Source organism: Nocardioides sp. S5, from assembly GCF_017310035.1.
In the GTDB taxonomy this organism is placed as follows: Bacteria; Actinomycetota; Actinomycetes; order Propionibacteriales; family Nocardioidaceae; genus Nocardioides.
The window spans coordinates 339,425-365,758 of the sequence record NZ_CP022296.1 but is presented as its reverse complement, the minus strand read 5'-3'; the positions used below and the strand labels follow the sequence as shown (position 1 = coordinate 365,758).

Below are 26,334 nucleotides of genomic sequence, written 5' to 3'. Positions count from 1 at the left end.
AGCGTCCTCGACGTGAGTGCCACCACGTCATCGCCGCGCGAGCGGATCCTCTCCCCCGCCTACGCCGCGACGACCGTCGCGATGTTCGGCCTGATCGCCTTCGTGGCCTTCGAGGCGATGGCGGTCGCCACGGTCATGCCGACCGTGGCGCGCGACCTCGACGGGCTCGGCCTCTACGCGCTGGCCTTCGCCGCACCCCTGGCGAGCGGGGTGGTCGGGATGGTCGCCGCCGGGACGTGGAGCGACCGGACCGGCCCGGTGGTGCCGCTGCTCGCGTCGATGGCGCTGTTCTCCGCCGGCCTGCTCGTGTGCGGCCTCGCGCCGTCGATGGAGGTGCTGCTCGCCGGCCGCGTGCTCCAGGGCCTCGGCGGCGGGGCCCTCACCGTCGGGCTCTACGTCATCGTCGGCCTCGTCTACCCGCCGGCGCTGCGACCCGCGGTCTTCGCGTCCTTCGCCGCCGCGTGGGTGCTGCCGGCCCTCTTCGGTCCCGGGCTCGCAGCGCTGGTGGCCGACGTGTGGAGCTGGCGATGGGTCTTCCTGGGCGCGGTGGCCCTCGTCGTGGTGGCGCTGGCGATGCTCGCCCCAGCGCTCCGCGGCCTCGAGCCGCACGCGGAGGGCACGGCGACCCCGCGGTCGCGGCTGTGGTGGGCGGTCCTCGGCGCCGTCGCGGTGCTGGTGCTCGAGCTGCTCGGCTCCGCGACCGGCACCACCGCCCTGGGCGCGCTGCTGGCGCTGGCGCTGGTGTGGGTGGCGCTGGGCCGGCTGCTCCCGGCCGGCACCCGGCGTGCCGCCCCCGGGCTCCCCGCCGTGGTCGCCACCCGCGGCCTGCTGAGCGCGGTCTTCTTCTGTGCCGAGGCCTACATCGTCTACGTCCTGCAGGACCACTGGGACCTCGGCCCCGGCCGCGCCGGCATCGCGCTCACCTGCGTGGGCGTCGTGTGGGCCACGACCAGCCAGGTGCAGTCACGGCTCGGCGAGCGTGTCTCGCACCCGCGGGCGATGCTCGTCGGCACGTCGCTCGTGCTGGTCGGCACCGCCTGCCTGGCCGCCTCCGTGCTGCTGGTCGACGCGGGCGCGCAGCCGTCCGCCCTGCTGCCGGGAGCGGCGTACGTCCTCGCCGGGGCCGGCATGGGATTCGCCTACCCCCGCACCGGCGTCGCCATGCTCGAGGCGTCGTCGGACCGTGACCGCGGCTTCAACTCGTCCGCGCTCTCGGTCGCCGACTCGCTCGGGGCCGCGCTGGCCCTGTCGCTGGCCGGCGCGGTCTTCGCCGTCACCGAGCGCACGGGGGCCGATCCGTTCCTCGCGGTCTTCACGATGGCGGCCGCGGCCGGGGTGCTGGGCGTCGTCGCCGCGTCGCGCACCGGCGTACGCAGGTGAGACGACGAGCGTCCGGCCGGCCCCACGGGGGTGTGAGGGACCGACCGGACGGTTCAGGGGATGACCGCTGGGGTCAGGACGCCTCGTCGAGGGTCGGGTAGTCGGTGTAGCCCTCGGCGCCACCGCCGTAGAAGGTCGCCTGGTCGGGCTCGTTGAGGTCGGCACCCTTGCGCCAGCGCTCGCCGAGGTCCGGGTTGGCCAGGAACGGGCGACCCACGACCACGGCGTCGGCCAGGCCGGTCGCGAGGAGCTTCTCCACCGAGTCGAGCGTCGTGACGTCACCGAAGCCGTCGTTGAGGAGCACGACGCCGTCGAAGCGCTCCCGCAGGTCGCGGACCAACGTCTCGAGGGGCTCGAGCGGGCTGGCGAGCAGGCTCAGGTAGGCCAGGCCGAGCGACGACACGCCGTCGACCACGGCGCGGTAGGTCGCGGTGAGGTCCGACCCGATCTCCTCGCCGACGCCGTTGAACGCGTGGCCGGGGCTCAGCCGCAGGCCCACCCGGTCGGCGCCGATCGCCTCGGCGACGGCCGTGACGACCTCGATGACGAAGCGAGCCCGGTTCTCCGGCGAGCCGCCGTAGGCGTCCTCGCGCAGGTTGATCGTCGGGTCGAGGAACTGGTGCAGCAGGTAGCCGTTGGCGGCGTGGACCTCGACACCGTCGAGCCCGGCCGCGACGGCGTTGCGCGAGGCGGCGACGAAGTCGGCGACCAGGCCGGCGATCTCGTCGGTCTCCGGGGCGCGGGGCACGTCGTGCGGCTTGGGACCCTCGGCGGTCACCATCTCGTCCGGCGCCTGCACGGCGCTCGGAGCGATCGTCTCGACGCCGTCCTTGTTGTCTGCGTGGGCGATGCGACCGGCGTGCATCAGCTGCGCGACGACGATGCCGTCCTTGGCGTGCACGGCGTCGGCCACCAGGCGCCAGCCCTCGACCTGCTCGTCGGTGTAGAGGCCCGGCACGTTGAGGTAGCCCTGGCCCACCTGGCTCGGCGCCGTGCCCTCGGTGACGATGAGGCCGGCACCGGCGCGCTGGGCGTAGTACTCGGCGTTCAGGGCGGTCGGGGCGTGGCCGGCGCCGGCGCGGTTGCGCGTCAGCGGCGCCATCACGAAGCGCTGCGGGAGCTGCCAGCGGCCGACGGTGAGGGACTCGAATGCACGGGTCATGGGGGTGCTGCCTCCAGAGAAGTTGAGGACTGTACGACCGTCCTCAGCGACCTCGGCGCCGTCGTTGTTCCCCGATCAGCCCCTTCGAGAGATGGCTCACAGGCCGCGCCACCCGCCCGGGTAGTCCACCGGGTTCTGGTCGGTTCGGGGTCCTCGAGTTCAACGGGCTAACGCAACACCTCTCATGAGGAGGTTGTGATGGCTTACTTGATGGCGGCACGTCGAGGGTTGTGGGAGTGCATCGCGGCGGGCTGCTCGGTGGAGGAGGCTGCCTCACGTGTCGGTGTGCCGGTCACGACGGCACGCCGGTGGTTTCGTGAGGCTGGCGGTGTGAAGCAGTTACCCAGCCGCAGGCCGGCCACGTACCGACGCTTGTCGATGCTCGAGCGTGAGTGGATCCATGCCGCGATGGAGCGTGAGGAGTCGATCCGCGAGATCGCGCGATCCTTGAGCCGGTCGCCCTCGACGATCAGCCGCGAGATCGCGAAGAACCTGTGCAACCAAAACTACGGCCGCCCGGCCCGCGATGGCAGACGACGCTCCACGCCGTGGAACTACTCCCCGCACCTGGCACAGGTCGGTGCGGAGCGTCGGGCTCGCGGCAAGGGCCGCCCGGCGAAGCTGACGCTCAACGAGCGACTGCGTCGGGAGGTGCAGTCCAGACTGGCCCGCAAGCACAGTCCCGAGCAGATCGCCCGGCGGCTGCGTAAGAAGTTCCCCGACCAGCCGGAGATGTGGGTGTCACACGAGACGATCTACCAGTCGATCTACGTCCAGGGCCGCGGCGCTCTCAAGCGTGAGTTGGCGGTGTGTCTACGCACCGGGCGCGCCATCCGCAGACCCCGCCGCAGTGGCGAGGCACGCCGCGGCCGGATCAAGGACATGGTCAACATCAGCGAGCGTCCCGCCGAGGTCGAGGACCGGGCCGTGCCCGGACACTGGGAGGGCGACCTGATCACCGGCAAGGAGAACAAGTCCGCGATCGGCACCCTGGTCGAGCGGACCACGGGCTTCCTGATGCTGTTGCACCTGCCCGAACGCCACGGTGCAATCGAGGTCCAAGAAGCGATGATCCAGACCCTCGCCCAGCTCCCCGATCGGCTTCGGGGCAGCGTCACCTGGGACCAGGGCATCGAGATGGCCAACCACGCCCAGATCACCTTGGCCACCGACGTGAAGATCTACTTCTGCGACCCCGCTTCACCCTGGCAGCGCGGCCTGAACGAGAACACCAACGGGCTCCTGCGCCAGTACTTCCCCAAGGGCACCGATCTGTCCGGATACCACCCCGACTACTTGGCCTACGTCGCGAACGAGCTCAACGACCGACCACGCAAACGTCTGGACTGGGACACCCCCACCGAAGCCCTCACCGCCCTACTGTCGAAACCAACAGATCCAGACGGTGTTGCGCTAGCAGGTTGATTTCGCCCCCCCACGAACGACCACATCCCGGTGGACTACCGCGGCTCCACGACACGATCCCGGTGGACTACCCCGGCCCGGCGTCGCCCGCGGCCGGGGTCCGCGGGAGTGGCCACCGGCGCGGGACGACGCAGCGCCACCAGCACGCCGAGCAGCAGCAGACCGCCACCGCCCAGCTCGGCGGCATTGGGACGTTGGCCGAGCAGGGACCAGGCCGAGGCCATCGCCACGACCGGAGCGAGCAGGACCCATGGGACGACGTCGCTCGACGGCCACCTGGCGAGCAGCCCGTTGAAGATCCCGTAGCCCACCAGCGAGGCGAAGCCCGCGGTGTAGAGCGTCGACACCCCCGCCTGCCACGAGAAGCCCGCCACCGCCGCGACCACCGCGTCCGGGCCGTCGACCGCGATCGAGAGCACCAGCAGCGGACCGGGTACGACGAGCGCCGACCAGACCGTCAGCGACAGGCCACCGGGCACGCGAGCCTGGCGGGCCACGACATTTCCGACGGCCCAGGACAGAGCGGCGAGCAGGCAGAGCGCCAGCGCGAGGAACGGCACGTGCCCACCCCGCCCGACGCCGATGAGCACGAGCCCGGCCGTTCCGAGCGCGACCCCGCCGACCTGGACGGGCGTGGGGATCTCCCGCAGCACCCCGGCGGCCAGCACGATGGTGAAGACCACCTGGGCCTGGAGCACCAGGGCGGCCAGGCCCGGGGGCATGCCGGCCGCCATCGCCAGGTAGAGCAGGGCGAACTGTCCGAGCGACATGAACGCGCCGACCGCGGCGATGCTCCGCCAGGATGCCGCCGGTCGCGGCACGAGGAACACCGCCGGCAGCAGCACCGCGGTGAACCGGATCGCCACGAACAGCAGCGGCGGCACGTCGCGCATCCCCCAGTCGATGACCACGAAGTTGAACCCCCAGATCGTGGCGACGAGGGCGGCCAGCAACGAGTCACGTGTGTTCACCCCGTCAGTCTCCGTCTGCACGACCGTCAAGCACCAGCGATCTCTGGTGCACCTGATTCGGTAGCATTCCTGCATGATCGATCTCGCCGCCCTGGCCAGTCTCCGCGCGGTGGACGCCCATGGCAGCGTGGTCGCGGCCGCCGCGGCGCTGGGCTTCACCCCCAGTGCGGTGTCGCAGCAGGTCAAGCGGCTCGAGAAGCAGACAGGCGTCGCCCTGCTCGAGCGCGTCGGCCGCGGCGTGATGCTCACCGAGCAGGGTCGGCGCCTCATCGACGACGGCGCACGCCTGCTCGCCGAGCTGGAGGAGATCGAGTCCGGGCTCCAGCGCGCCACCGGCACCGTCACGGGCCGTCTGAGAGTGGCGGCCTTCTCGACCGCCATGCGCGGACTGGTCGCGCGGTGCGTCCGCGACCTCCTCGACCGTCACCCCGACCTCTCCCTCGTGCTGACCGAGCGCGAGCCGTGGGACACGGTGGACCTGGTCGCGAGCGGTCAGCAGGACCTGGGCATCGTGCACACGTGGGGCGACGTCCCCATCCACCTACCCGACCACCTCGCGGCCACCACCGTCGCCCGGGACGTCGCCGACGTGATCGTCCCGCGCAGCCACCACCTCGCCGGTCGTGCACGAGTGTCTCCGCGCGACCTGGTCGACGAGCCGTGGATCGCCACTCCCGAGGGTTCCATCTGTCGCCAGTGGTTGATGCGGATGTACGACGGCACCGGGCACTCCCCTCGCATCTCCCACGTCGCCATGGAGTTCGACTCCCACCTCGCGCTCGTCGGTGCCGGCCTGGGGATCGCACTCGTGCCCCGGCTCGGTCGCACCGTCCTGCCCGACACCGTCGTCGCCGTCGCGGCGCACCGGCCGGTGCCTTCGCGGGAGATCACGGTCGTGCACCGCCGGTCGATGTCGGACTCGCCAGCGGTCCGGGCAGTGGTCACCGCGCTCCGAGGGGATCGACAAGGCGGCGTGGGCTCCGACCCCGGCACCTGAGGAGGTGCGCCACCCCGCGGGGTGAGGATCGGCGCGGACGGCGCGCTCCTGGGGGAGGATCCCGGTCATGCCCCGCCCGGACCTGTCCGACGTACGCCGACGACTCGAGCTCGGCCGGCTCCTGCTCGGCTCGCTGCTCGAGGTGTTCATCAAGACCTACGGTGTCGCGGCCGCAGTCGCCGTCGCACTGAGCCCCGCCGAGTCCTTCGGCGGCAAGGCGAGCGACGCCGTGAGGGCGGTGCCGACCCTGGCGGAGGAGTGGGACCGGGCGAGCTACCTCGTCGACCACCGCGAGGAGATCCAGGCCGCCGTCACCTACCTCAACGAGAACACCCTCCCCCGTGAGGAGCTGGAACGGACGGCGGACGAGAGCGTGGCGACGCTCGACGCGATCGACACGACGTACGACGAGGTGGCCGCGGCCCGCGACGTGCTCGAGATCGACGGCATCACGGGCACGATCGACAACGTCCGCGAGGCGATCGGGCACGTCGGCGACGCCTACGACGCACGGCCCGACCTCGCCTCGCTCGAACGGCTCGCCGGCGTGGCCGACCAGGTCGGTCCCCTGGCCGACCAGGTCGACGTCCTCCTGCCCGTCTACTACGGCGGCCTCGCGACGATCACCGACAACTTCGCGAGCGACGAGATCGCCTCGACGCTCCTCGTCATGGCACTGGCCTACGGCGTGGCCGTCGTGGTCGGTCACGCCGTGGGCTTCTGGGTCCGACGGGGCCGGCCCGGCCTGCTCGCGCTGCTGCTGCAGGCGCTCGGCGCGCGCGTCTTCCGCCGTTGGTACGTCGACAACCTGCCCTGGGCGCTGACCCCGCCCCTCCACGACGCCGCGCGGGAGCACCTGCAGGCCGAGATCGCCGCGGACCCGGAGGCCGCGCTCGACCCGGAGACGCTCCGCGCGCTCGAGGAGCACTTCGCGAGGAAGCGCCCCGACTGATCAGACCAGCGTCGGGCCCGTCTTCTCCCGCACCTCGTCCTCGGTGACGCCGGGGGCGAGCTCCACGAGCCTGAGGGCGCGCTCGCCGAGCGTGCCCGACGGCGCCACCTCGCCGGTCGCGGGGTCGATCACGTCGATGACGGCGAGGTCGGTGATGATCCGCTGCACGACGCGCTTGCCGGTGTAGGGCAGGTCGCACTCGTCGAGGATCTTCAGCGAGCCGTCCTTGGCGGTGTGCTCCATCAGCACGATCACGCGCTTGGCGCCGTGGACCAGGTCCATCGCACCGCCCATGCCCTTGACCATCTTCCCGGGGATCATCCAGTTGGCGATGTCGCCGTTGACCGAGACCTGCATCGCGCCGAGGATCGCGGCGTCGATCTTGCCGCCGCGGATCATCCCGAAGGACTGCGCGGAGTCGAAGAACGACGCGCCCTTGCGCAGGGTCACCGTCTCCTTGCCGGCGTTGATGAGGTCGGGGTCCTCCTCGCCCTCGAAGGGGTAGGCGCCCACGCCGAGGATGCCGTTCTCGCTCTGCAGCACCAGCTCGACGTCGTCGGCGACGTAGTTGGGCACCAGGGTCGGCAGTCCGATGCCGAGATTGACGTACGACCCGTCCTTGAGCTCCGAGGCGGCACGGGCCGCCATCTCCTCACGTGTCCAGCTCATGTCAGCCTCCCAGTCCGTGCGTCGCGGCGTCGTCGGTCAGCGCACCGTCGGCAGAGCCCGATGAGTCCGGCCGCGGTCGCGTGGTGACCCTCTCGATCCGCTTGTCCGCCGCCTGCTCCGGCGTCAGCGCGACCACCCGCTGGACGTAGACGCCCGGGGTGTGGACGTCGTTGGGGTCGAGCTCACCGGGCTCGACGAGGTGCTCGACCTCGGCGATCGTGGTGCGCCCGCACATCGCGGCGAGCGGGTTGAAGTTGCGCGCGGAGTCGCGGTAGACGAGGTTGCCGTGCCGGTCGCCCTTCCAGGCCCGCACCAGCGCGAAGTCGGCCACGATCGCCTCCTCGAGCACGTACTCCTTGTCCCCTTCCGCGGTCGAGAAGACCCGCGTCTCCTTCGGCGGGGACGCCACGACGACGTTGCCCTCGGCGTCGTACTTCCACGGCAGGCCGCCCTCGGCGACCTGGGTGCCGACGCCGGTCGCGGTGTAGAAGCCCGGGATCCCGGAGCCTCCGGCGCGCATCCGCTCCGCGAGCGTGCCCTGCGGGGTCAGCTCGACCTCGAGCTCGCCGGAGAGGTACTGCCGGGCGAACTCCTTGTTCTCCCCGACGTAGGAGGAGATCATCCGCCGCAGCCGCTTCTCGACCAGCAGCCGGCCCAGGCCCCAGTCGTCGACGCCGCAGTTGTTGGAGACCGCCTCGAGGTGCGAGGTGCCCGCCTCCAGCACCGCCTCGATGAGGACCGACGGGATGCCGCACAGTCCGAATCCGCCGACCGCGAGGGTCGCTCCGTCCGGGATGTCGGCGACAGCCTCGGCCGCCGAGCTGACCACTTTGTCCATGCTCGGCACCCTAGCGGCCGTGTGACCGCGGCCACTGTGTGGGCCGGGGCCACACTTTCGCCCCTCGCACGTGCACACCCGCGCCCTACGCTGAAGGCGTGAGCGCCCACCCCGACCGGCCCGTCGACTGGCCCCAGGTCCGCCTGCACGTGGTCACCGGCAAGGGCGGCACCGGCAAGTCCACCGTCGCCGCCGCCCTCGCGCTCGCCCTGGCCTCCTCGGGGCGCAACGTCCTGCTCTGCGAGGTCGAGGGCCGCCAGGGCATCGCCCGGATGTTCGACGTCGACCCGCTCCCCTACGAGGAGCGCCGCATCGCCAAGGGAGCCCCGGACGCGACGGGACGCGCGGGCCAGGTCAACGCGCTCCACATCGACCCGGAGTCGGCGCTCCTGGAGTACCTCTCGATGTACTACAAGCTCGGGCGCGCCGGGAAGGCGCTGGACCGCTTCGGCGTCATCGACTTCGCCACCACCGTCGCCCCCGGCGTGCGCGACGTGCTGCTCACGGGCAAGGTCTACGAGGCCGTGCAGCGGCCCGCCCGGCCGGAGAAGAAGTCCGGCCGCGGTCGCGACCCGGTCCGGTACGACGCCGTGGTGCTCGACGCCCCACCGACGGGCCGGATCGGCCAGTTCCTCGGCGTCAACTCCGAGCTCGCCGGGCTGGCCAAGGTCGGACCCGTCAAGACGCAGGCCGACAAGGTGATGGAGCTGCTGCGGTCCCCGCGCACCGCCGTTCACCTGGTCACGATCCTCGAGGAGATGCCCGTGCAGGAAACCTCCGACGGCATCGCCGAGCTCCGGGCGGCCGGCCTGCCCGTGGGTGGCGTGGTGGTCAACCTGGTCCGCCCGCAGGCACTCGGCGCCGGGGCGCTGGCCCGGGTCCGCGAGGGTGGGGTCGACCCGACCGCGATCGCGTCCGAGCTGACCCGCGCGATGGTCGACGTCGACGCCGGGCTGGTGGGCTCGCTGCTCGACGAGGCCCGCGACCACGCCGTACGCCGTCAGCTGGAGGACGAGCAGCGCGCGCTCGTCGCGGCCGAGGGCGTGCCGACCTACGAGCTGCCCCGCATCGCCGGCGGCATCGACCACGGGGCGCTGCTCGAGATGGCGCAGATGCTGCGCGAGCAGGGGATGGCATGAACACCCCACGGACGAGGCAGACCGACCCGCCGGTGCTGGACGTCGACGCCCTCCTCGACGACCGGAGCACCGAGATCATCGTGTGCTGCGGGTCCGGTGGCGTCGGCAAGACCACGACCTCCGCCGCACTGGCCCTGCGGGCCGCCGAGCGCGGGCGCAAGGTCGTCGTGCTGACCATCGACCCGGCCCGCCGCCTCGCGCAGTCGATGGGCATCGAGCAGCTCGACAACACCCCGCGCCCGGTGGCCGACGTCGACCCCTCCGGCGGCGGGTCGCTCGACGCGATGATGCTCGACATGAAGCGCACCTTCGACGAGGTGGTGGAGAGCCAGGCGAGCGCTGAGAAGGCGCGCCAGATCCTGGAGAACCCGTTCTACGTCGCGCTCTCGAGCTCGTTCGCCGGCACCCAGGAGTACATGGCGATGGAGAAGCTCGGCCAGCTCCACCGCGAGGCACTCGCCGACGGCACCTACGACCTGATCGTCGTCGACACCCCGCCCTCGCGCTCGGCGCTGGACTTCCTCGACGCGCCCGAGCGGCTCTCGAGCTTCCTCGACGGGCGACTGATCCGGCTGCTCATCGCGCCTGCCCGTGGCCCGGCGCGACTGATGACGGCCGGCTTCTCGGTGGTGACCAACGCGCTCGGCAAGATCCTCGGCGGCCAGATGCTGCGCGACGTGCAGACCTTCGTGACGGCGCTCGACACGCTCTTCGGCAGCTTCCGCCAGCGCGCCGAGCAGACCTTCGCGCTGCTGCAGGCCGACGCGACGGCGTTCGTCGTCGTCGCCGCGCCCGAGCCCGACGCGCTGCGCGAGGCGGCGTACTTCGTGGACCGGCTCACCGACGACCACATGCCGCTGGCTGGCATGGTGGTCAACCGGGTCAGTCCGTCGGCGCGCACGGAGCTGTCCGCCGAGGAGGCGATCACCGCCGCCGACCGGCTGCGTGCCGGCGACTCGTCGTCGCTGACCGCGGGCCTGCTGCAGCTGCACGCGGACCGCGTACGCATCATCGAGCGCGAGCGGCACCTGCGCGAGCGCTTCGCCGCCTCGCACCCGAGCGTGCCGACGGCCGTGGTGCCCGCCATGGCGAGCGACATCCATGACCTCGACGGCCTGCGGGAGATCGGCCGGGCCCTGGCGCACCAGGGCTGAGGCCGATCAGACCGAGACGGCCGGCGCCTCGACCTTGGTGCGGGCGGTCTCCAGGATGGAGCGCCACGACGAGTCGGGGCGGCGGCGCAGCAGCGCACGACGCTCACGCTCGGTCATCCCGCCCCAGACACCCCACTCGATCTGGTTGTCCAGCGCCTCGGCGAGGCACTCGGTCCGCACGGGGCAACCCGCGCACACCTGCTTCGCCTTGTTCTGCTCGGCCCCGCGCACGAACAGCGCGTCCGGAGTGTCGCCCTTGCATGCAGCGCGTGCTGCCCAGTCCTCGACCCACATAGTCAATCCCCACGGTGTGTGCGAGCCGATCGGCCGCCCCCATAGCGGCCATTCCCGACTCGAGTAGAAAAGTAAACGAATCGCTACCACCACCGGCAGGGCCAGGTGGCTCAATTCGTATAGTCCGATGTGACTATCCGGCTGCGCGGCTGGAATTCCGTCTGGTATGCCCGCTCCCCGTACTCTGGTGACCATGTCTTCACGCTCCGAGCGCTCCACGGGACGCCCTGAGGCCGGTCGCGTCGCCTCCCACCTCGCGGTCATGGGTGCCGTCGCGGTGGTCATGGGTGTCCTCACCGCCTGCCTCGCCATCCCGTTCGCCGGCCTCGTCGGCGTGGCGGCCAAGGACGTCAGCGCCGGGATGGTCGACCTGCCCGAGTCGCTGGAGGCCAAGGACCTGTCGCAGAAGACGCGCATCTACGACGTCAACGGCAACCTGATCGCGTCGCTCTACGACCAGAACCGGATCAACGTCCCGCTGAGCTCGATCTCGCGGCCGATGGTGAAGGCGATCGTCGCGATCGAGGACTACCGCTTCTACGACCACGGCGCCCTCGACCTCAAGGGCACCCTGCGCGCCTTCATCACCAACCAGGCCAACGGCGGCTCGGTGCAGGGTGGCTCGTCGATCACCCAGCAGATGGTGAAGCAGACCCTGCTCTACCAGGCCGAGACCGACGAGGAGCGGGCTGCGGCGACCGAGGAGACCTACGCCCGCAAGATCCGCGAGCTGCGCTACGCGATCGCCTTCGAGAAGAACCACACCAAGGACTGGATCCTCGAGCGCTACCTCAACATCGCCTACTTCGGCGACGGCGCCTTCGGCGTCCAGGCGGCCGCGGTCCACTTCTTCTCCAAGAACGCCAAGGACCTCAACCTGCTCGAGTCGGCCACGCTCGCCGGTCTGGTGAAGAACCCGGTCGGCTACGACCCGGTGGACAACCCCGAGCGCGCCGAGAGCCGCCGCAACGTCGTGCTCGACCGCCTCGCCCAGCTCGGCGTGCTGTCCGAGAAGAAGGCCGAGCGCCTCAAGAACACGCCGATCAAGAAGACCCTGAAGATCAAGAACTCCCCCAACGGCTGCCAGCAGTCGCGGGCGCCGTTCTTCTGCGACTACGTCGTCAACTGGCTGCTCAAGGACCCCGTGCTGGGCGACACGCCCAAGGAACGTCGTACGGCGCTCAAGAACGGCGGCCTGACGATCAACACCACGATCGACCTCGACATGCAGAAGGCCGCCGACGAGTCCGTGGCCTCCCACGTCTACCCGACCGACCAGGCCATCGGCGGCCTGGCCATGGTCGAGCCGGGCACCGGCGACGTCCGCGCGCTGGCGCAGTCGCGCCCGATGGGCAAGGACAAGGAGGCAGGCCAGACCTACCTCAACTACGTCGTCCCGAAGAAGTACGGCGACGCCAACGGCTTCCAGGCGGGCTCCACCTTCAAGGTCTTCGTCCTCGCCTCGGCCATCAACCAGGGCATCCCCCTGAGCACGGTGATCAACGCCCCGGAGGAGATGAACATCCCCGACGAGGAGTTCGAGACCTGCGACGGCCCCTACGCCGGAGACGGCGAGGGCTGGAACGTCTCCAACTCCACCGGCTCGGGTCCCTTCAACCTCTACACCGGCACCCAGCAGTCGGTGAACACGTTCTTCGCCCAGCTCGAGGTGCAGACCGGCATGTGCGAGCCGCTGCAGCTCGCCGCCGACATGGGCGTCAGGGTCCCGCTCGAGCAGAAGGTGCCGTCGTGGATCCTCGGCGTCTCCGACAGCAACCCCCTCGAGATGGCCCAGGCCTACGCCACCTTCGCCGCGCGCGGCCTGCACTGCGAACCCCGCCCGGTCACCGAGGTGCTCGACCCGCAGGGCCAGCAGCTCAAGGCCTTCCCGAGCGAGTGCGAGCAGGTCATGCCCGGTGCCACCGCCGACGCCGTCAACGACGTGCTGCGCGGCGTGATCGAGGGCGGCTTCGGCTCGGCCCTCGCGATCGACAAGCCGTCGGCCGGCAAGACCGGCACCACCCAGAGCGGCCGGTCGGTGTGGTTCGTCGGCTACACCCCCCAGATCTCGGCCGCCGCCATGATCGCGGGCGCCAACGACCAGGGCCAGTGGCTCGAGCTCGGCGGCCAGACCGTCGGCGGGCAGTACATCAGCGAGGCCTCCGGCTCCGGCTACGCCGGCCCCATCTGGGGCGACGCCATGGCGGCGATCTCGGCCAAGCTCACCTACGAGGACTTCCAGGCCCCGCCCGGCGACGAGATCGCCGGCGTGCTGAGCACGGTCCCCGACGTCGCGGGCCAGAGCGTCGAGGCGGCCACCGCAGCCCTCGAGGCGGCCGGCTTCTCGGTCGCCGACGGCGGCCAGGTGAACTCCGAGGTCGCCGCGGGCTCCGTCGCCTACACCTCCCCCGCGGGCGGCACGGCGCTGAGCAGCGGTGACACGGTCACGCTCTACGCCTCGACGGGCTACGTCCCGCCGCCCCCGTCGAACAACGACGGCGGTGGCAACGGGAACGGCAGTGGCAACGGCAACGGCAACGGGAACAACGGCCAGGGCAGGGGCGGCGGGCGCCGCTGACCCGGCCGGGCCTCAGCCCAGCTGCTTGCGCACCTCAGCGGCAACGGCGCCACCATCGGCGCGCCCCTTGACCTGCGGCGTGACGACGCCCATCACCTTGCCCATGGCGCGCATGCCCTCGCCGGCCGCGCCGGTCTGCTCGACGGCTGCGGTGACGAGTGTGGCGATCTCGGTCTCGGTGAGCGGGGTCGGGAGGTACTCCGCGATGACCTCGCCCTCGGCGGCCTCCTTTGCCGCCATCTCGTCGCGACCGCCCTCGGCGAAGGCGGTGGCCGCCTCGCGGCGGCGCTTGGCCTCGCTGGACAGCACCCCGAGGACGTCCTCGTCGGACAGCTCGCGCGCCTCCTTGCCGGCGACCTCGGCGTTGGTGATGGCGGTCAGCACCATCCGCAGCGTCGATGAGCGCAGCTCGTCACGCGCCTTGATGGCGGTGGTGAGGTCGGCGCGCAGACGGTCCTTCAGAGCACTCATGACGACCATTGTGGCAGCCTTGGCGAATGGCTTTCCTCCCGCTCGTGCGCCGCACCATGACGCTCGGCGCGGTCGCCGGCGCCGGCTTGGCGTCGTACGCCGCCTGGGAGGCCCGGCAGTACACGCTGCGGCGTGTCACGGTGCCCCTGCTCCCGCCCGGGCACGCGCCGCTGAAGGTGCTGCACCTCAGCGACATCCACATGGCGCCCGACCAGCGCGCCAAGCAGGAGTGGTTGCGCGGGCTCGCCGCGCTCGACCCCGACCTGGTCATCAACACCGGTGACAACCTCGCCCACGACCGGTCGGTGCCGGTGGTCGCGGACGCGCTCGGGGGCCTGCTCGACGTGCCGGGCGCCTATGTCCTGGGATCCAACGACTACTGGGTCCCCGGCATGCGCAACCCGCTGCTCTACCTCCTGCCCGACACCGGCACGCGGCACACCTCGGGCCGCCAGCTGCCGTGGCCCGACCTGAAGGACCGCTTCGACTCCGCCGGCTGGGTCGACCTCACCAACGGCTTCGGCGCGCTCGACGTGGGCGGCACGTCGATCGCCTTCGCCGGCGTCGACGACCCCCACCTGAAGTACGACGACCTCCCCCGGGTCGCGGGCCCCGCCGACCGCGAGGCCGACCTGCGGCTCGCGGTCACGCATGCGCCGTACCTCCGGGTCCTCGACCAGTTCGCCGCCGACGGCTACGACGCGATCATCGCCGGCCACACCCACGGCGGCCAGGTCTGCCTGCCGGGCGGGCGGGCGCTCACGACCAACTGCGACATCGAGCCGGCCCGCGCCCGCGGTCTGCACCGCCACCCGGCCGACTCCGCTCCCGGCGACGCCGGCTCCGCCTGGCTGCACGTGTCCGCCGGTCTCGGCACCAACCCCTACGTCCGCTTCCGGGTGGCCTGCCGGCCCGAGGCGACGCTGCTGACGCTGACCTGAGGCTGGGTTGCTGCATCGGCGTTGCAACGCCCTGTCCACGCAAGACTCCCCCGCCTCCTCCAGGGGGCCGGGGGCGATTTCGGAGGGCGTCGCCCGCTCCGGTATGCTCGCCCGCGTTGCCCGGACTGGAGTTTCGGCCCGGGCGGCGGGCTGTGGCGCAGCTTGGTAGCGCGCCTCGTTCGGGACGAGGAGGCCGCAGGTTCAAATCCTGTCAGCCCGACATTGTGATGTCGCAAGACATCACGGACACCCGAACCCACGGAAACGTGGGTTCGGGTGTTCTTCATTTCGGGGTTCTGCGTTGGTAGTCGTGGTCGGGGTCGATGGTGAGCTCGCGGAGGAGTTCGCCGGTGATGGCGTTGATGACGCGCACCTGTAGGTCCTGGATGAGCAGGATGACGTGGGTTCGGGTGTGGGTTCGTCCGACGCCGATGTGGCGCAGTTGGCCGGCGATGCGCAGGGTGACGGTGCCGGACTTGTCGACGATGTCGTGTCGGATGCGGTCGTGGGTGTCGGTGTCGCGGCTGGGGCCGGGGACGGCTTTGGGGATGGCGTCGTAGAGCGCTGCGGGGGTGGCCTTGTGTGGTAGCGAGCGGTGGGGCCGGGTGGTGTTGTACTCGCGGCGGAACCGGTCCAGCAGGGCCTGTAGCTCGTCGATGGTGGCGGGCTGTGCGGGTTGGGCGCGTAGCCAGTTCTTCATCGTCTGCTGGAACCTCTCCACTTTCCCGCAGGTGGTGGGGTGGTTGGGCCGGGAGTTCTTCTGGATGACGTGCCAGTCGCGGAGCTGGTGCTCGAATCCGTTGCGGCCGCCGCGGTGTCCGATGCTGGCCAGGCGGACGGTGTAGACCATGCCGTTGTCGGTCAGCGTGGATGCGGGGATGCCGTGCTGACCTGCGGCTTTGCGGAAGGTGGCCGTCACGATCGTGGTGGTGATCGCCCGGTGGGCGGACACGTGGAGTGCGTAGCGGGTGCAGTCGTCGAGCCAGGTGATGATCTCGACACCTTTGGGGAACGTCGCGGTGTCGGTGAGGGGGTAGTGGGTGAAGTCGGACTGCCAGCACTCGTTGGGCATCGCGGCCTGGAACCGGATGTAGGACGACCGGGGTCGTTTCCTCGGTTCGGGGGTGACGGCGCCGTGGCGGGTCAGGATGCGGTGGATCGTGGCACGTGAGAGCTGTACGTCGTGGTGCTGGGCCAGGTGCCAGGCGATGGTGTCGGCGCCGGCGTCGTGGCCGGCCTCGAGGAGTTGTTTGCGCAGGGTGAGGACCAGGTCGACAGTCGCGGGCGGGGTGGCTCGCGGTGAGGTCTTCGGGGCCTTGGAGCGGGGTTCGAAGGCGGCCTCGCCCTCGTCTCGGTAACGGGCCAGCAGTTCGTAGAGCCAGGAACGGGACACCCCGTACGCGGCGGTGACCTCGTCGACTGTTCTTTTCTCGACCACGACAGCGGTGATGACCAGGCGTGCCTTCGACATGGCTGAGCATCAGCGCGGTGTCGCGTATGTCTTGAGACATCTGTCCGGGATGTCGTGAGACATGGGTTTCCGATGTCCTGAGCCAGCACACTGTCAGCCCGACATCCGGAGCTCCCGGACCCACTTCGACGGGTCCGGGAGCTCCTGTCATTTGGCACACTGCCCCCATGGCAGACACCGGCAGGCCCGACGAGCCCGACGACGGCCCCTCCCTCGAGATGCCCGCCTTCTCGCTGCGGCGCAGGAAGCCTGCGGCGGAGCCGGGGCCGGTCGAGCACGTCGAGCCGACACGGGCCGTCACCCCGGCGGTCGAGGCCGAGCCCGCGCCGGAGACCGACCCGGAGGAGCCGGTACGCCGCCGTGAGCCCCGCCGGTTCCCGACCGTCGCCCTGCCCGGCCTCACCGCAGCGGCCGTGAGCGGCGTGGCGATCGGCGCCCTCGCGGTGCTGCTCGCCTGGCTCGCCGGGGCCGGCTGCAGCGCCGTACGCGGCACCTCGTCGTGCGGCGGCGCGGCCGGGCTGCCGCTCCTGCTCGCGGGCCTCGTGCTGCTCGCGTGGGTCGGCAGCCTGCTGCTGCGTGCCCTCGGGGTCGCGGACGCCGGCTCCACGAGCGTCCTGGCCGTCGGGGTCATGGCCGTGCTCGTGATGGTCTTCCTGCTCGGCTCGCTCGACGAGTGGTGGGCGCTGGTCGCTGTGCCCGTGGTGGCCGCCATCGGCTACGGCGCCTCGTGGTGGGTGACCTCGTCGGTCGTCGGAGGCGACGCCGAGGCACCCGCGCCCCGCGACGTGCGTTGACGCAGGGTTGTCAGGCTCTCCCACACGTTGTCAGGCCGTGCAGAGGCCGACAACCTCGGGGATCCCCGGTCAGCCGGGGATCCCGAAGGTGCCCGATCACCGAGCGGCGACGATCAGCTCCGCGATCTGCACGGTGTTGAGGGCAGCGCCCTTGCGCAGGTTGTCGTTGCTGATGAAGAGCGCGAGGCCGCGGTCGTCGGGCACACCCGGGTCCTGCCGCAGCCGTCCGACGTAGGACGGGTCCTTGCCGGCGGCCTTGAGCGGGGTCGGCACCTCGTCGAGCTCCACGCCCTCGGCCGAGGCCAGGATCTCGCGGGCCCGAGCCGGGGTCATGGGCCGGGCGAACTCGGCGTTGACCGCGAGCGAGTGTCCGGTGAAGACCGGCACCCGCACGCAGATCCCGGAGACCAGGAGGTCGGGCAGGTCGAGGATCTTGCGCGACTCGTTGCGGAGCTTGTGCTCCTCGTCGGTCTCGTTGAGGCCGTCGTCGACGATCGAGCCGGCCATCGGGAGCACGTTGTAGGCGATCGGCTCGACATACTTCACCGGCTCCGGGAACGCGACCGCAGAGCCGTCGTACGCCAGCTCGCGGGCCTTGTCGCCCGCCTCGGCCACACCGTCGGCGAGCTCGTCGACGCCGGCGACACCGGAGCCGGAGACGGCCTGGTAGGTCGAGACGATGAGCCGCGCCAGCCCCGCCTCGTCGTGCAACGGCTTGAGCACCGGCATCGCGGCCATCGTCGTGCAGTTGGGGTTGGCGATGATGCCGCGCCCGGCCCCGACGACGCCGGACATCGCGCCGGGGTTGACCTCGGCGACGACGAGCGGGATCGCCGGGTCCTTGCGGAAGGCGCTCGAGTTGTCGATGACGATCACGCCGGCGTCGACGAACTTCTGGGCGAGCGCCCGCGAGGTGGTGGCGCCGGCGGAGAACAGCGCGATGTCGAGACCGGCAGGGTCGGCGGTCTCCGCGTCCTCCACGGTGATCTCACGGTCACCGAAGGGCAGCACCGTGCCCGCCGAGCGGGAGGAGGCGAAGAAACGGACCTGGTCGGCCGGGAAGTCCCGCTCGAGCAGGATCTGGCGCATCGCGACGCCCACCTGCCCGGTGGCGCCGACGATTCCGAGGTTGACGCGTGCACTCATCGGCCCGTGCCTCCGTAGACCACGGCCTCGACCTCGTCGGCGTCGAGGTCGAACGCCGTGTGCGTCGCGCGTACGGCGTCGCTGACGGAGCTCTCGTCGACGATCACCGAGATGCGGATCTCGGAGGTGGAGATCATGCCGATGTTGACCCCGGCGGACGCGAGCGCGCCGAAGAACTTCGAGGTGATGCCGGGGTGCGAGCGCATGCCGGCGCCGATCAGCGAGACCTTGCCGATCTTGTCGTCGTAGAGCAGCTTGTCGTAGCCGACCTCTGCCTGGATGCGCGCCAGCGCCGTCATCGCGGTCTGCCCGTCGGTGCGCGGCAGCGTGAAGGAGATGTCGGTGAGGCTGGTCGCGGCGGCCGAGATGTTCTGCACGATCATGTCGAGGTTGATCTGGGCCTCGGACAGCGCCTCGAAGATCCGGGCGGCCTCGCCGACCTTGTCGGGCACCCCGACGACGGTGATCTTGGCCTCGCTGACGTCGTGGGCGACTCCGGCGATGATGGGCTGTTCCATGGTCTCTTCCTCGGGTCCGTCGAGACCGGGGTCGTTCATGACCCAGGTTCCCTGAAGCTGGCTGAACGACGAGCGCACGTGGATCGGGACGCCGTAGCGGCGGCCGTACTCCACGCAGCGCAGGTGCAAGATCTTGGAGCCGCAGGCGGCCAGCTCGAGCATCTCCTCGTAGGAGACCCGGTCGAGCTTGCGGGCCTGCGGGACGACCCGCGGGTCGGCGGTGAAGACGCCGTCGACGTCGGTGTAGATCTCGCAGACGTCGGCGCCCAGCGCGGCGGCCAGCGCCACCGCGGTGGTGTCGCTGCCGCCGCGGCCCAGCGTGGTGATCTCCTTGGTGTCCGCGGAGACGCCCTGGAAGCCGGCCACGATGACGATGTGGCCCTCGCCGATCGCCTGGGTGATGCGCCCCGGCGTCACGTCGATGATCTTGGCCTTGCCGTGCACCGAGTCGGTGATCACGCCCGCCTGCGAGCCGGTGAAGGAGCGCGCGGTGTAGCCGAGGTCGCTGATCGCCATCGCGACCAGCGCCATCGAGATGCGCTCACCTGCGGTCAGCAGCATGTCCATCTCGCGCGCCGGCGGCAGGGGAGACACGCCCTTGGCCAGGTCCTCCAGGTCGTCGGTCGTGTCGCCCATGGCGGACACGGCGACGACGACGTCGTGTCCGGCCTTCTTGACCTCCACGATGCGCCGCGCGACGCGCTTGATGGCGTCGGCGTCGGCGAGCGAGGAGCCGCCGTACTTCTGCACGACAATGCCCACGGTTGGTCCTCGGGATCGGGGTGCGGCCGTCAGCGGCCGCCTTCGACTGACGAGCCCGACGGCGGCGTTGCCGGCAGGCCGTGCCCGATTCTACGGCTGCTCGGCCGGGTCGACCTCCAGCATCTCATCGGCGACCGCGACCGCTGCCGCGTTGGCGACGAAGTCGGTGTCGAAGCGGTCGTGCGCCACGACCGTGAGCAGCGCGTTGAGCGCGGCACCGGCGAGGTTGCCCCAGTTGTTGACGTAGGAGAACTGCCACCACCACAACGCCTCCTCGACGTTGCCGGCGCGGAAGTGGCGCAGGCCGTTCTCGAGGTCGATGGCGATCGAGGCGAGGTCGTCGGACAGACGGCTCTCCACCACCTCGGGGACGTAGGGGTCGAAGACGAAGGTGTAGGAGTCGACGCCCTCGAGCATGTCGGCCAGGCGCAGCCGGAGCTCGTCGATGTCGGCCTCCGGACCCACGTCGGGCTGGAACTCCTCGCGCGGGGCGAAGTCGGTCTGCGCACCCAGGCGGGCACCCGCGAGCAGCACCTGGCTGATCTCGAGGAGCAGCAGCGACACGGCCTCCGAGCCGTTGCCCTCGCGGGCGATCTCGCGCAAGGCGAGCAGGAAGCTGGTCACCGAGTCGGCGATCTGCTCCTCGAACCTGATCTGGTCGGCGTCGGTCATTGTGCTGATCTCCTTCCGGCGAATGCGCGGCCGAGCGTGACCTCGTCGGCGTACTCGAGATCACCGCCCACGGGCAGTCCACTCGCCAAGCGGGTGACGCGCAAGCCCATCGGCAGGAGCAGGCGCGTGAGGTAGGTCGCGGTGGCCTCGCCCTCGAGGTTGGGGTCGGTGGCGAGGATGACCTCGGTGACCGTGCCGTCGGCCAGTCGGGGCATGAGCTCCTTGACGTGGAGCTGGTCGGGTCCGATGCCGTCGATCGGCGAGATCGCCCCGCCGAGCACGTGGTAGCGGCCGCGGAACTCGCGGGTGCGCTCGATGGCGACGACGTCCTTGTACTCCTCGACGACGCACAGCACGCTCGGGTCGCGCCGCTCGTCGCGGCAGATCCGGCACTGCTCGTCCTCGCTGACGTTGAAGCAGACGGAGCAGAACTTCACCCGCGCCTTGACCTCGATCAGCACGTCGGCGAGACGGCGTACGTCGGCGGGCTCGGCCTGGAGCAGGTGGAAGGCGATCCGTTGCGCGCTCTTGGGACCGACGCCGGGCAGTCGGCCCAGCTCGTCGATCAGGTCCTGGACGACGCCCTCGTACAAATGAAGCCCCTCAGCCCAGGCCGGGGAGGCCGAGGCCACCGGCCCCGCCGCCGAGCCCGTCGGTGAGCGGACCCATCGACTCGCTCGCCAGGGCCTCGGACTTGGCCCGGGCGTCGCGGTAGGCCGCGACGATCAGGTCGGACAGGTCCGAGAGGTCGTCGGGGTCGTTGCCGTCGAACTCGCCGGTGCGGATCGTGACGCCCACCAGCTCGCCGACACCGTTGGCGGTGACCGAGACCGCGCCGCCGGCGACGGTGCCGTCGACGGTCTGGCGGGCGAGGTCGGCCTGCGCCTCCTCGAGCTGCTGCTGCATCTGCTGGGCCTGCTGGAGCAGGGCGTTCATGTCGAAGCCGCCGCCGCCGAGGGCGTCGAAGGGGTTCTGGGTCATCGGGTCTCCCGCGTCGTGGATGGGACGTGCATCAGTCGTTGCGAATCTCTTCGATCAGCCGCGCGCCGAGCGTCTGGCTCAGCAGGGACTCGGTGTCGAGCGCGGCCGACTCGGCGTCGGGGTCGTCGGGGTCGACGTCGTCGTCGGCCGACCGGACGGGCTCGGACGCCTCGGGCGTGCCACCCGCACGGGCAGCCTCCAGCGCCTCGCGCGCCGGGGCCGCGGACACGACGGGTGCCGGCGACGGAGGCGGAACCGGGGCGTCGGGCGCGGCGGACTCACCGGTGACCCACGACGGCGGGCCGTCGGGTGCGTCCGCGGCCGGCGCAGCGGCCAGGCCGGGCTGCGGAGGCGCGGCGGTGGCCGACTGGCGCACCACGGGTGCCTCCGCGGCGGCACCGGACTGGTCGACGATGGACTCGACGCGCCAGTCCATGCCGACGACGTCGATCGCGGCCTGGCGCAGGATCTCGTCGCAGCCGCCGTTGACGAAGGAGTCGCGCGCGCCGGAGTTGGCGAAGCCCACGGTCAGGCGGGTGCCATCGACGTCGACGACGTGGGCGTGCTGGGAGAGCACCATCCAGGCCAGGCGGCGACGGTTCTTGGTCTGCTCGAGGATGTCGGGCCACAGGCGGCGTACGTCGACGAGGCTGAGGCCACCGCGCGGTCCTGCCGGCTGCTCGGCCACGGGCGTGCCCGGGGCGGCCGGGGCCGACGGCTCCGGCGCGGGCTCGGCCGTCGTCGGCGGGGGCTGCGGCGGCTCGGGCAGCGAGGTGGGCATCGGCGGGGGCGGCGCGGGACCGTCGTCGCGCACCGGGGTCGGCGCCTCGGGCCGCGACGGCGCCTGGGCCTCGGCAGGAGGGGTGGTCGGCACCGGGGGCGGCGGCGCGGGCTCGTCGGCGCGCGCCGGACCGGGGGCCGCCACGGGAGCAGCCGGGGACACCGCGGCAGGAGCCGGTGCCGCGGCGGGAGCCGGTGCCGCCGCCGCCCGCGCGACCGCGGCGGGAGCCGGGGCCCCGGTGACGTCCATGCGGCGCTCCAGGCGCTCCAGGCGCGCCATCACGCCGTCGGCCGTGTGGTCGGCGCCCGGCAGCAGCACGCGGGCGCAGAGCAGCTCGAGCAGCAGGCGGGGGGCGGTGGCCCCGCGCATCTCGGTCAGCCCGGAGGCGACGATGTCGGCCGCGCGGCTGAGCTCGATGGCCCCGAAGCGCGCGGCCTGGGCCACCAGCCGCTCCCCCGCGTCCTCGGCGACGTCGATGAGGCCCGTGGCCGGGGCGTCGGGCACGGCGGTGACGATGACGAGGTCGCGCAGGCGGCGCAGCAGGTCCTCGGTGAAGCGGCGCGGGTCCTGGCCGGTCTCGACGACCTTGTCCACGACCGAGAAGACCGCGGCACCGTCGCGGGTGGCGAAGGCCTCGACCACCTCGTCGAGCAGCGAGTCGGGGGTGAAGCCGAGCAGGTCGGTGGCCAGCTTGTGGGTGACGCCGCCCGGACCGGCGCCACCGAGGAGCTGGTCGAGCACGGACAGCGTGTCGCGCGCGGACCCCGCCCCGGCGCGTACGACGAGGGGCAGGGCGGCCGGCTCGATGCTCACCCCCTCCTCACCGGCGAGCTGGGAGAGGTAGTCGCTCAGCAGGCGCGGCGGGATCAGCCGGAAGGGGTAGTGGTGGGTGCGCGAGCGGATCGTCGGCAGCACCTTGTCGGGCTCGGTCGTGGCGAAGATGAAGCGCAGGTGCGGCGGCGGCTCCTCGACCAGCTTGAGCAGGGCGTTGAAGCCCTGCGTGGTGACCATGTGGGCCTCGTCGATGATGTAGACCTTGTAGCGGTCGCGCACCGGGGCGAAGAACGCCTTCTCGCGCAGGTCGCGCGCGTCGTCCACACCACCGTGGGAGGCGGCGTCGATCTCGATGACGTCGATCGAGCCGGGACCACCGCGGGCCAGGTCGCGGCAGCTGTCGCACTCACCGCACGGGTCGGAGATCGGGGCCTGCGCGCAGTTGAGCGCACGGGCCAGGATCCGGGCCGAGGTGGTCTTGCCGCAGCCGCGGGGGCCGGAGAAGAGGTAGGCGTGGTTGACCCGGTTGGCCGCCAGCGCCGCCCGCAACGGCTCCGTCACGTGGTCCTGCCCGATGACCTCCTGGAAGGTCTCGGGCCGGTAGCGGCGATAGAGCGCGAGCGGTGACTCCACGTCGTGAACCCTAACCGTGACCACCCACAGCGACCACAGGCCCGCCCCCTGAGGTGGAAAGGACATGGAAAGGCCCCCCACGCACCCGTCAGAGCTCACTGACCCTTGCTGCCTTCCGGCCCTGGGGGATTGGGCGAGGTGACGCCACGTGGGGGGTTGCCGGGAGTCTAGGCGGAGCCTCGCCGGGCGCCCAAACCGAGGGGGCGCGATGGCCGGGGCACCGTCGGCGGTCGGGCGATTTCACCGCTCGTGGAGCCGACCGGTACTCTCCTCGGCGGAGGTATCGCCTAGTGGCCTATGGCGCTCGCTTGGAAAGCGGGTTGGGTTAATAGCCCTCGGGGGTTCGAATCCCCCTACCTCCGCCGGCACGAGGCCCCGCACCGATCACGGTACGGGGCCTCGTCGTTCGTCCGGTGTACGCCGCTCAGCGCAGCTGCGCCTTGAGGCCGTAGCGCCACTCCTCGGAGATCAGCAGGCTGCCCTCGTCGAGGCGCCGCTCGACCGCGTCGACGAGCATCCGCGAGGCGCCCTCGGGGTAGACGCGGTCCCACGACAGCTCGGCGCGGTGCTCGAAGACGTTGTGGATGACGCTGGTCATCAGCGCCTTGTCGATGGGCGGGGCGAGGAAGTTGCTGCCGGCCAGGAAGGTCTCGGAGCGGTCGGAGCCGAAGCGCAGGGTCACGCACGGCACCTGGAGCACGTTGGCCTCCTCCACGATCGAGCCGGAGTCGGTCACGATCACCGCGCACATCGACATGGCGGCGACCACGTCGAGGTAGCTGTCCCACACCGGGGTCGAGATCAGCGCGTCGCCGTACCTCGCCTCGAGGTCCTCGAGCCACTGGCGGCGACCGAAGTTGTCGATGGCGGCCTCGGTGCCGAGCAGGCGGATGAAGAGGACGTGGTGTCCCTGCTCGAGCAGCGACTCCATCGCGTCCATCAGCAGGTTGAACCGGAAGTGGTTGGTGGTGTTCTCGCGCCGGTGGACGCAGAAGCGCAGGAACGACCCGTCGCCCATCTGCGGGAACTTCTGCAGCACCTGGTTCTTGTCGCTGCCGGCGACCGCCTGCGCGAGCGCGTCGACGACGGAGTTGCCGACGACGTCGATCGCGGCGGGCGCGAAGCCCTCGTCGACGAGGAACTCGCGGTTGAGCTCGACCGGGGCGGCGTGCAGGTCGGTGCCGGCGTCGGCGACGCGGGTGTTGAACTGCTCGGGCGAGGGCTCGCGGCTGCCCTTGGACCAGCTGTTGCGGTCGATCGACTGCTCCCGGAACGAAGCCCAGTCGAGGTCGGCGCCCTGGTCGAGCCAGCCCTGCAGCACCTCCGGCTTCGGCGACAACGTGCGCAGGCCCGCCTCGACGTGGACCAGTGCCTGGCGCTCGCCGAACGTGGCGAGCGCGCCCGCCATCGCAGTGGTGGTGTCACCGTGCACGTAGGTGATCGGGAAGCCGCCCCGCTCGGCGAAGCCCCGCAGGTAGAGGGCGAGCTTGGCGGTGATCCCGGAGACCAGGTCGTTGACGCCGCCGCGCACCTCGAGGTTCACGTCCTCGCGGACACCGAACTCGTCGAGCATCGACTGCGAGAGGTTGTGGTCGTAGTGCTGGCCGGTGTGGCACAGCACGACGTCGTGCCCGCGGTTGCGCAGCTCGTGGTAGATCGGCGCCTGCTTGATGATGTCGGGCTTGGTGCCGACGACGACGATGTGCTGGCTGTTCTCGTGGGACATGGGTTCCTTCGGGTGGGAGCGAGGCGTCAGAGGAGATCTTCGCGGGTGCTGGCCGCGAGGAGCGAACGCAGGTGTGCGAGGCCGCCGGCGTCGAGGGCCAGCTTCTTGTCGAGGACGTAGACCGCGTCCTCGTGCGACACCACGACGAGGCCCGTCGCCCCGAGCGTGATGACGGGCCGCCCGTCCATGCTGGCGACGAGGACGTCGTCGCTCTCCAGCTGCAGGGCGGGGCCGATGGCGTGCTCGTCGTCGGCGGCGAGCACCTGCTCCAGTCGCTTCCAGGTGCCGATGTCGCTCCAGCCGAGGTGGCGCGGCACGACCAGGCACTCCATCCCGGCGGCGAGCAACGGGTAGAGCTCGTGACCACCGATCGCGGCACCGCGGTAGCCGTTGACGTCCGGCCGGTCGGCGGTGAACCGCGAGATGGCGTCGAAGACCATCGGCATCGCGGCGCGGTAGGCGTCGCACGCCTGCTGGACCCGTACGCCGTAGCAGGCGGTGTTCCAGTATAGCGATCCCTCGTCCCCGATCTCGTCGATCGTCGCGGGGTCGGGCTTCTCGAAGAAGCTGGTGATCACCTCGACGGGTCCGCCCTCCCCCTGGGTGTGGATGTAGCCGAGGGTGCCGTCGAAGCCGGTGGGCTCGGCGCCGAGCACCACCATCGACTCGGGCGTCTCGACGAGCTGGGCGAGCATGTCGCGCGAGGCCTGGTTGAAGGCCTCGTCCTCGGTGATCAGGTGGTCGGACGGAGCGATCAGCGCCGGCACGTTGCCGTAGCGGTGCTCGAGCGTCGCGATGCCGAGCGCGAAAGCCGTTGCGGGCCCGGCCGGGTCCTCCTCGAGGATCAGGTTCTCCGGCGGCACCGGGCCGAGCGTGGCGCGGGCGGCGTCGGCGAACCGGGCGCGGGTCGAGACATGGATGCGGGACGGGTCGACGATCTCGCTGAGCCGCTCGATGGTCCCCGTGAGCAGCGGACGACCACCCACGACGGGCTGGAACTGCTTGGGTCGGCGGTCCCGGCTGATCGGCCAGAGGCGCGAGCCCTGCCCGCCGGCGAGGATGACGGCAACCGGCTCGTCAGTGGTGTCGGTCATGGCTCGATTCC

Annotated in this window: 24 protein-coding genes, 2 tRNA genes and 1 other RNA gene; 11 read left to right on the top strand and 16 right to left on the bottom strand. The window is 71.3% G+C overall.

Annotated elements, in window-relative coordinates; all coding sequences use genetic code 11:
- The first annotated feature begins 12 nt into the window (after positions 1-12).
- Entirely contained in the window at positions 13-1,380 is a 1,368-nt protein-coding gene (locus tag CFI00_RS01820; RefSeq protein ID WP_207083605.1) for an MFS transporter, read from the top strand.
- A 73-nt stretch (positions 1,381-1,453) separates the two neighbouring features.
- Here CFI00_RS01820 and CFI00_RS01815 read toward each other — a convergent pair whose 3' ends face one another.
- Positions 1,454-2,542 (bottom strand): alkene reductase, encoded by a 1,089-nt coding sequence (locus CFI00_RS01815; RefSeq protein ID WP_207083604.1) that lies wholly within the window; start codon positions 2,540-2,542, stop codon positions 1,454-1,456.
- 210 nt (positions 2,543-2,752) lie between these two features.
- On the opposite strand from CFI00_RS01815, the gene CFI00_RS01810 reads away from it, so the two are divergent.
- Complete coding sequence (locus tag CFI00_RS01810) at positions 2,753-3,967, top strand: IS30 family transposase (protein WP_207085331.1); 1,215 nt, start codon at positions 2,753-2,755, stop codon at positions 3,965-3,967.
- 35 nt (positions 3,968-4,002) lie between these two features.
- Here CFI00_RS01810 and CFI00_RS01805 read toward each other — a convergent pair whose 3' ends face one another.
- Complete coding sequence (locus CFI00_RS01805) at positions 4,003-4,938, bottom strand: EamA family transporter (protein ID WP_207083603.1); 936 nt, start codon at positions 4,936-4,938, stop codon at positions 4,003-4,005.
- Positions 4,939-5,011: 73 nt separating this feature from the next.
- On the opposite strand from CFI00_RS01805, the gene CFI00_RS01800 reads away from it, so the two are divergent.
- Positions 5,012-5,935 carry a LysR family transcriptional regulator gene (locus tag CFI00_RS01800; RefSeq protein WP_207083602.1) on the top strand — a complete coding sequence of 308 codons (924 nt, stop codon included), beginning with the start codon at positions 5,012-5,014 and terminating at the stop codon, positions 5,933-5,935.
- Between the two features lie 67 nt (positions 5,936-6,002).
- A complete protein-coding gene (locus CFI00_RS01795) occupies positions 6,003-6,887 on the top strand; it encodes a hypothetical protein (RefSeq protein ID WP_207083601.1) in 885 nt (294 codons plus the stop codon).
- Here CFI00_RS01795 and CFI00_RS01790 read toward each other — a convergent pair whose 3' ends face one another.
- Positions 6,888-7,556 (bottom strand): 3-oxoacid CoA-transferase subunit B, encoded by a 669-nt coding sequence (locus CFI00_RS01790; RefSeq protein WP_207083600.1) that lies wholly within the window; start codon positions 7,554-7,556, stop codon positions 6,888-6,890. It abuts the gene before it with no gap.
- A gap of 1 nt (position 7,557) precedes the next feature.
- On the bottom strand, positions 7,558-8,394 hold the full coding sequence (locus CFI00_RS01785) for a CoA transferase subunit A (RefSeq protein WP_207083599.1): 837 nt from the start codon (positions 8,392-8,394) through the stop codon (positions 7,558-7,560).
- Between the two features lie 98 nt (positions 8,395-8,492).
- On the opposite strand from CFI00_RS01785, the gene CFI00_RS01780 reads away from it, so the two are divergent.
- A complete protein-coding gene (locus tag CFI00_RS01780) occupies positions 8,493-9,533 on the top strand; it encodes an ArsA-related P-loop ATPase (RefSeq protein ID WP_242532632.1) in 1,041 nt (346 codons plus the stop codon).
- Positions 9,530-10,687 carry an ArsA-related P-loop ATPase gene (locus CFI00_RS01775; RefSeq protein ID WP_207083598.1) on the top strand — a complete coding sequence of 386 codons (1,158 nt, stop codon included), beginning with the start codon at positions 9,530-9,532 and terminating at the stop codon, positions 10,685-10,687. Before CFI00_RS01780 ends, CFI00_RS01775 begins: the two co-directional genes overlap by 4 nt.
- A 6-nt stretch (positions 10,688-10,693) precedes the next feature.
- On the opposite strand, the gene CFI00_RS01770 is transcribed toward CFI00_RS01775, so the two are convergent.
- The gene (locus tag CFI00_RS01770; RefSeq protein ID WP_207083597.1) at positions 10,694-10,981 is read right to left on the bottom strand and encodes a WhiB family transcriptional regulator; all 288 of its coding nucleotides are present in this window, start codon (positions 10,979-10,981) and stop codon (positions 10,694-10,696) included.
- 193 nt (positions 10,982-11,174) lie between these two features.
- Between CFI00_RS01770 and CFI00_RS01765 the strand changes: the two genes are divergently transcribed.
- Positions 11,175-13,559 carry a transglycosylase domain-containing protein gene (locus CFI00_RS01765; protein WP_207083596.1) on the top strand — a complete coding sequence of 795 codons (2,385 nt, stop codon included), beginning with the start codon at positions 11,175-11,177 and terminating at the stop codon, positions 13,557-13,559.
- A 12-nt stretch (positions 13,560-13,571) separates the two neighbouring features.
- Here CFI00_RS01765 and CFI00_RS01760 read toward each other — a convergent pair whose 3' ends face one another.
- A complete protein-coding gene (locus tag CFI00_RS01760) occupies positions 13,572-14,030 on the bottom strand; it encodes a GatB/YqeY domain-containing protein (RefSeq protein ID WP_207083595.1) in 459 nt (152 codons plus the stop codon).
- A gap of 26 nt (positions 14,031-14,056) precedes the next feature.
- Between CFI00_RS01760 and CFI00_RS01755 the strand changes: the two genes are divergently transcribed.
- Together CFI00_RS01755 and CFI00_RS01750 are read left to right on the top strand one after the other, a co-directional pair.
- Positions 14,057-14,971 carry a metallophosphoesterase gene (locus CFI00_RS01755; RefSeq protein WP_207083594.1) on the top strand — a complete coding sequence of 305 codons (915 nt, stop codon included), beginning with the start codon at positions 14,057-14,059 and terminating at the stop codon, positions 14,969-14,971.
- A 146-nt stretch (positions 14,972-15,117) separates the two neighbouring features.
- Positions 15,118-15,191: transfer RNA gene (locus tag CFI00_RS01750), tRNA-Pro, on the top strand.
- A 63-nt stretch (positions 15,192-15,254) separates the two neighbouring features.
- Here CFI00_RS01750 and CFI00_RS01745 read toward each other — a convergent pair.
- A complete protein-coding gene (locus tag CFI00_RS01745; RefSeq protein ID WP_207083593.1) occupies positions 15,255-16,442 on the bottom strand; it encodes an IS481 family transposase in 1,188 nt (395 codons plus the stop codon).
- A 167-nt stretch (positions 16,443-16,609) separates the two neighbouring features.
- Here CFI00_RS01745 and CFI00_RS01740 point away from each other — a divergent pair, with 167 nt between their 5' ends.
- Positions 16,610-17,236 carry a hypothetical protein gene (locus CFI00_RS01740; protein ID WP_207083592.1) on the top strand — a complete coding sequence of 209 codons (627 nt, stop codon included), beginning with the start codon at positions 16,610-16,612 and terminating at the stop codon, positions 17,234-17,236.
- A 96-nt stretch (positions 17,237-17,332) separates the two neighbouring features.
- Here CFI00_RS01740 and CFI00_RS01735 read toward each other — a convergent pair whose 3' ends face one another.
- The 7 genes from CFI00_RS01735 to ffs all read right to left on the bottom strand — a co-directional run bounded on the left by CFI00_RS01735 (position 17,333) and on the right by ffs (position 23,661).
- Positions 17,333-18,382 (bottom strand): aspartate-semialdehyde dehydrogenase, encoded by a 1,050-nt coding sequence (locus CFI00_RS01735; RefSeq protein ID WP_207083591.1) that lies wholly within the window; start codon positions 18,380-18,382, stop codon positions 17,333-17,335.
- Positions 18,379-19,662 carry an aspartate kinase gene (locus CFI00_RS01730; protein ID WP_207083590.1) on the bottom strand — a complete coding sequence of 428 codons (1,284 nt, stop codon included), beginning with the start codon at positions 19,660-19,662 and terminating at the stop codon, positions 18,379-18,381. The genes CFI00_RS01735 and CFI00_RS01730 overlap by 4 nt, the downstream gene beginning before the upstream one ends.
- Before the next feature lie 90 nt (positions 19,663-19,752).
- Complete coding sequence (locus CFI00_RS01725; protein ID WP_207083589.1) at positions 19,753-20,334, bottom strand: DUF5063 domain-containing protein; 582 nt, start codon at positions 20,332-20,334, stop codon at positions 19,753-19,755.
- Positions 20,331-20,927, bottom strand: a complete 597-nt coding sequence (gene recR, locus CFI00_RS01720) for a recombination mediator RecR (RefSeq protein ID WP_207083588.1) — start codon at positions 20,925-20,927, stop codon at positions 20,331-20,333. The genes CFI00_RS01725 and recR overlap by 4 nt, the downstream gene beginning before the upstream one ends.
- Positions 20,928-20,937: 10 nt before the next feature.
- The gene (locus CFI00_RS01715; protein ID WP_207083587.1) at positions 20,938-21,315 is read right to left on the bottom strand and encodes a YbaB/EbfC family nucleoid-associated protein; all 378 of its coding nucleotides are present in this window, start codon (positions 21,313-21,315) and stop codon (positions 20,938-20,940) included.
- A 31-nt stretch (positions 21,316-21,346) separates the two neighbouring features.
- Entirely contained in the window at positions 21,347-23,503 is a 2,157-nt protein-coding gene (locus tag CFI00_RS01710; RefSeq protein WP_207083586.1) for a DNA polymerase III subunit gamma and tau, read from the bottom strand.
- 68 nt (positions 23,504-23,571) lie between these two features.
- Positions 23,572-23,661: signal recognition particle sRNA small type (ffs, locus tag CFI00_RS01705), an RNA gene on the bottom strand.
- A 118-nt stretch (positions 23,662-23,779) separates the two neighbouring features.
- Here ffs and CFI00_RS01700 point away from each other — a divergent pair.
- Positions 23,780-23,865, top strand: a tRNA-Ser gene (locus tag CFI00_RS01700).
- A 62-nt stretch (positions 23,866-23,927) separates the two neighbouring features.
- Here CFI00_RS01700 and CFI00_RS01695 read toward each other — a convergent pair.
- Together CFI00_RS01695 and CFI00_RS01690 are read right to left on the bottom strand one after the other, a co-directional pair.
- A complete protein-coding gene (locus CFI00_RS01695) occupies positions 23,928-25,229 on the bottom strand; it encodes a UDP-N-acetylglucosamine 2-epimerase (RefSeq protein ID WP_207083585.1) in 1,302 nt (433 codons plus the stop codon).
- 26 nt (positions 25,230-25,255) lie between these two features.
- Positions 25,256-26,323, bottom strand: coding sequence for a sugar phosphate nucleotidyltransferase (locus CFI00_RS01690; RefSeq protein WP_207083584.1), 1,068 nt, complete (start codon positions 26,321-26,323; stop codon positions 25,256-25,258).
- Positions 26,324-26,334: the final 11 nt, after the last annotated feature.

Bases quoted from the DNA above. Each gene is read 5' to 3' on its own strand.
- CFI00_RS01815 (WP_207083604.1), bottom strand. From the start codon at position 2,542: ATGACCCGTGCATTCGAGTCCCTCACCGTCGGCCGCTGGCAGCTCCCG.
- CFI00_RS01810 (WP_207085331.1), top strand. From the start codon at position 2,753: ATGGCGGCACGTCGAGGGTTGTGGGAGTGCATCGCGGCGGGCTGCTCG.
- CFI00_RS01800 (WP_207083602.1), top strand. From the start codon at position 5,012: ATGATCGATCTCGCCGCCCTGGCCAGTCTCCGCGCGGTGGACGCCCAT.
- CFI00_RS01795 (WP_207083601.1), top strand. From the start codon at position 6,003: ATGCCCCGCCCGGACCTGTCCGACGTACGCCGACGACTCGAGCTCGGC.
- CFI00_RS01790 (WP_207083600.1), bottom strand. From the start codon at position 7,556: ATGAGCTGGACACGTGAGGAGATGGCGGCCCGTGCCGCCTCGGAGCTC.
- CFI00_RS01785 (WP_207083599.1), bottom strand. From the start codon at position 8,394: ATGGACAAAGTGGTCAGCTCGGCGGCCGAGGCTGTCGCCGACATCCCG.
- CFI00_RS01775 (WP_207083598.1), top strand. From the start codon at position 9,530: ATGAACACCCCACGGACGAGGCAGACCGACCCGCCGGTGCTGGACGTC.
- CFI00_RS01770 (WP_207083597.1), bottom strand. From the start codon at position 10,981: ATGTGGGTCGAGGACTGGGCAGCACGCGCTGCATGCAAGGGCGACACT.
- CFI00_RS01765 (WP_207083596.1), top strand. From the start codon at position 11,175: ATGTCTTCACGCTCCGAGCGCTCCACGGGACGCCCTGAGGCCGGTCGC.
- CFI00_RS01760 (WP_207083595.1), bottom strand. From the start codon at position 14,030: ATGAGTGCTCTGAAGGACCGTCTGCGCGCCGACCTCACCACCGCCATC.
- CFI00_RS01755 (WP_207083594.1), top strand. From the start codon at position 14,057: ATGGCTTTCCTCCCGCTCGTGCGCCGCACCATGACGCTCGGCGCGGTC.
- CFI00_RS01745 (WP_207083593.1), bottom strand. From the start codon at position 16,442: ATGTCGAAGGCACGCCTGGTCATCACCGCTGTCGTGGTCGAGAAAAGA.
- CFI00_RS01740 (WP_207083592.1), top strand. From the start codon at position 16,610: ATGGCAGACACCGGCAGGCCCGACGAGCCCGACGACGGCCCCTCCCTC.
- CFI00_RS01735 (WP_207083591.1), bottom strand. From the start codon at position 18,382: ATGAGTGCACGCGTCAACCTCGGAATCGTCGGCGCCACCGGGCAGGTG.
- CFI00_RS01725 (WP_207083589.1), bottom strand. From the start codon at position 20,334: ATGACCGACGCCGACCAGATCAGGTTCGAGGAGCAGATCGCCGACTCG.
- CFI00_RS01715 (WP_207083587.1), bottom strand. From the start codon at position 21,315: ATGACCCAGAACCCCTTCGACGCCCTCGGCGGCGGCGGCTTCGACATG.
- CFI00_RS01695 (WP_207083585.1), bottom strand. From the start codon at position 25,229: ATGTCCCACGAGAACAGCCAGCACATCGTCGTCGTCGGCACCAAGCCC.
- CFI00_RS01690 (WP_207083584.1), bottom strand. From the start codon at position 26,323: ATGACCGACACCACTGACGAGCCGGTTGCCGTCATCCTCGCCGGCGGG.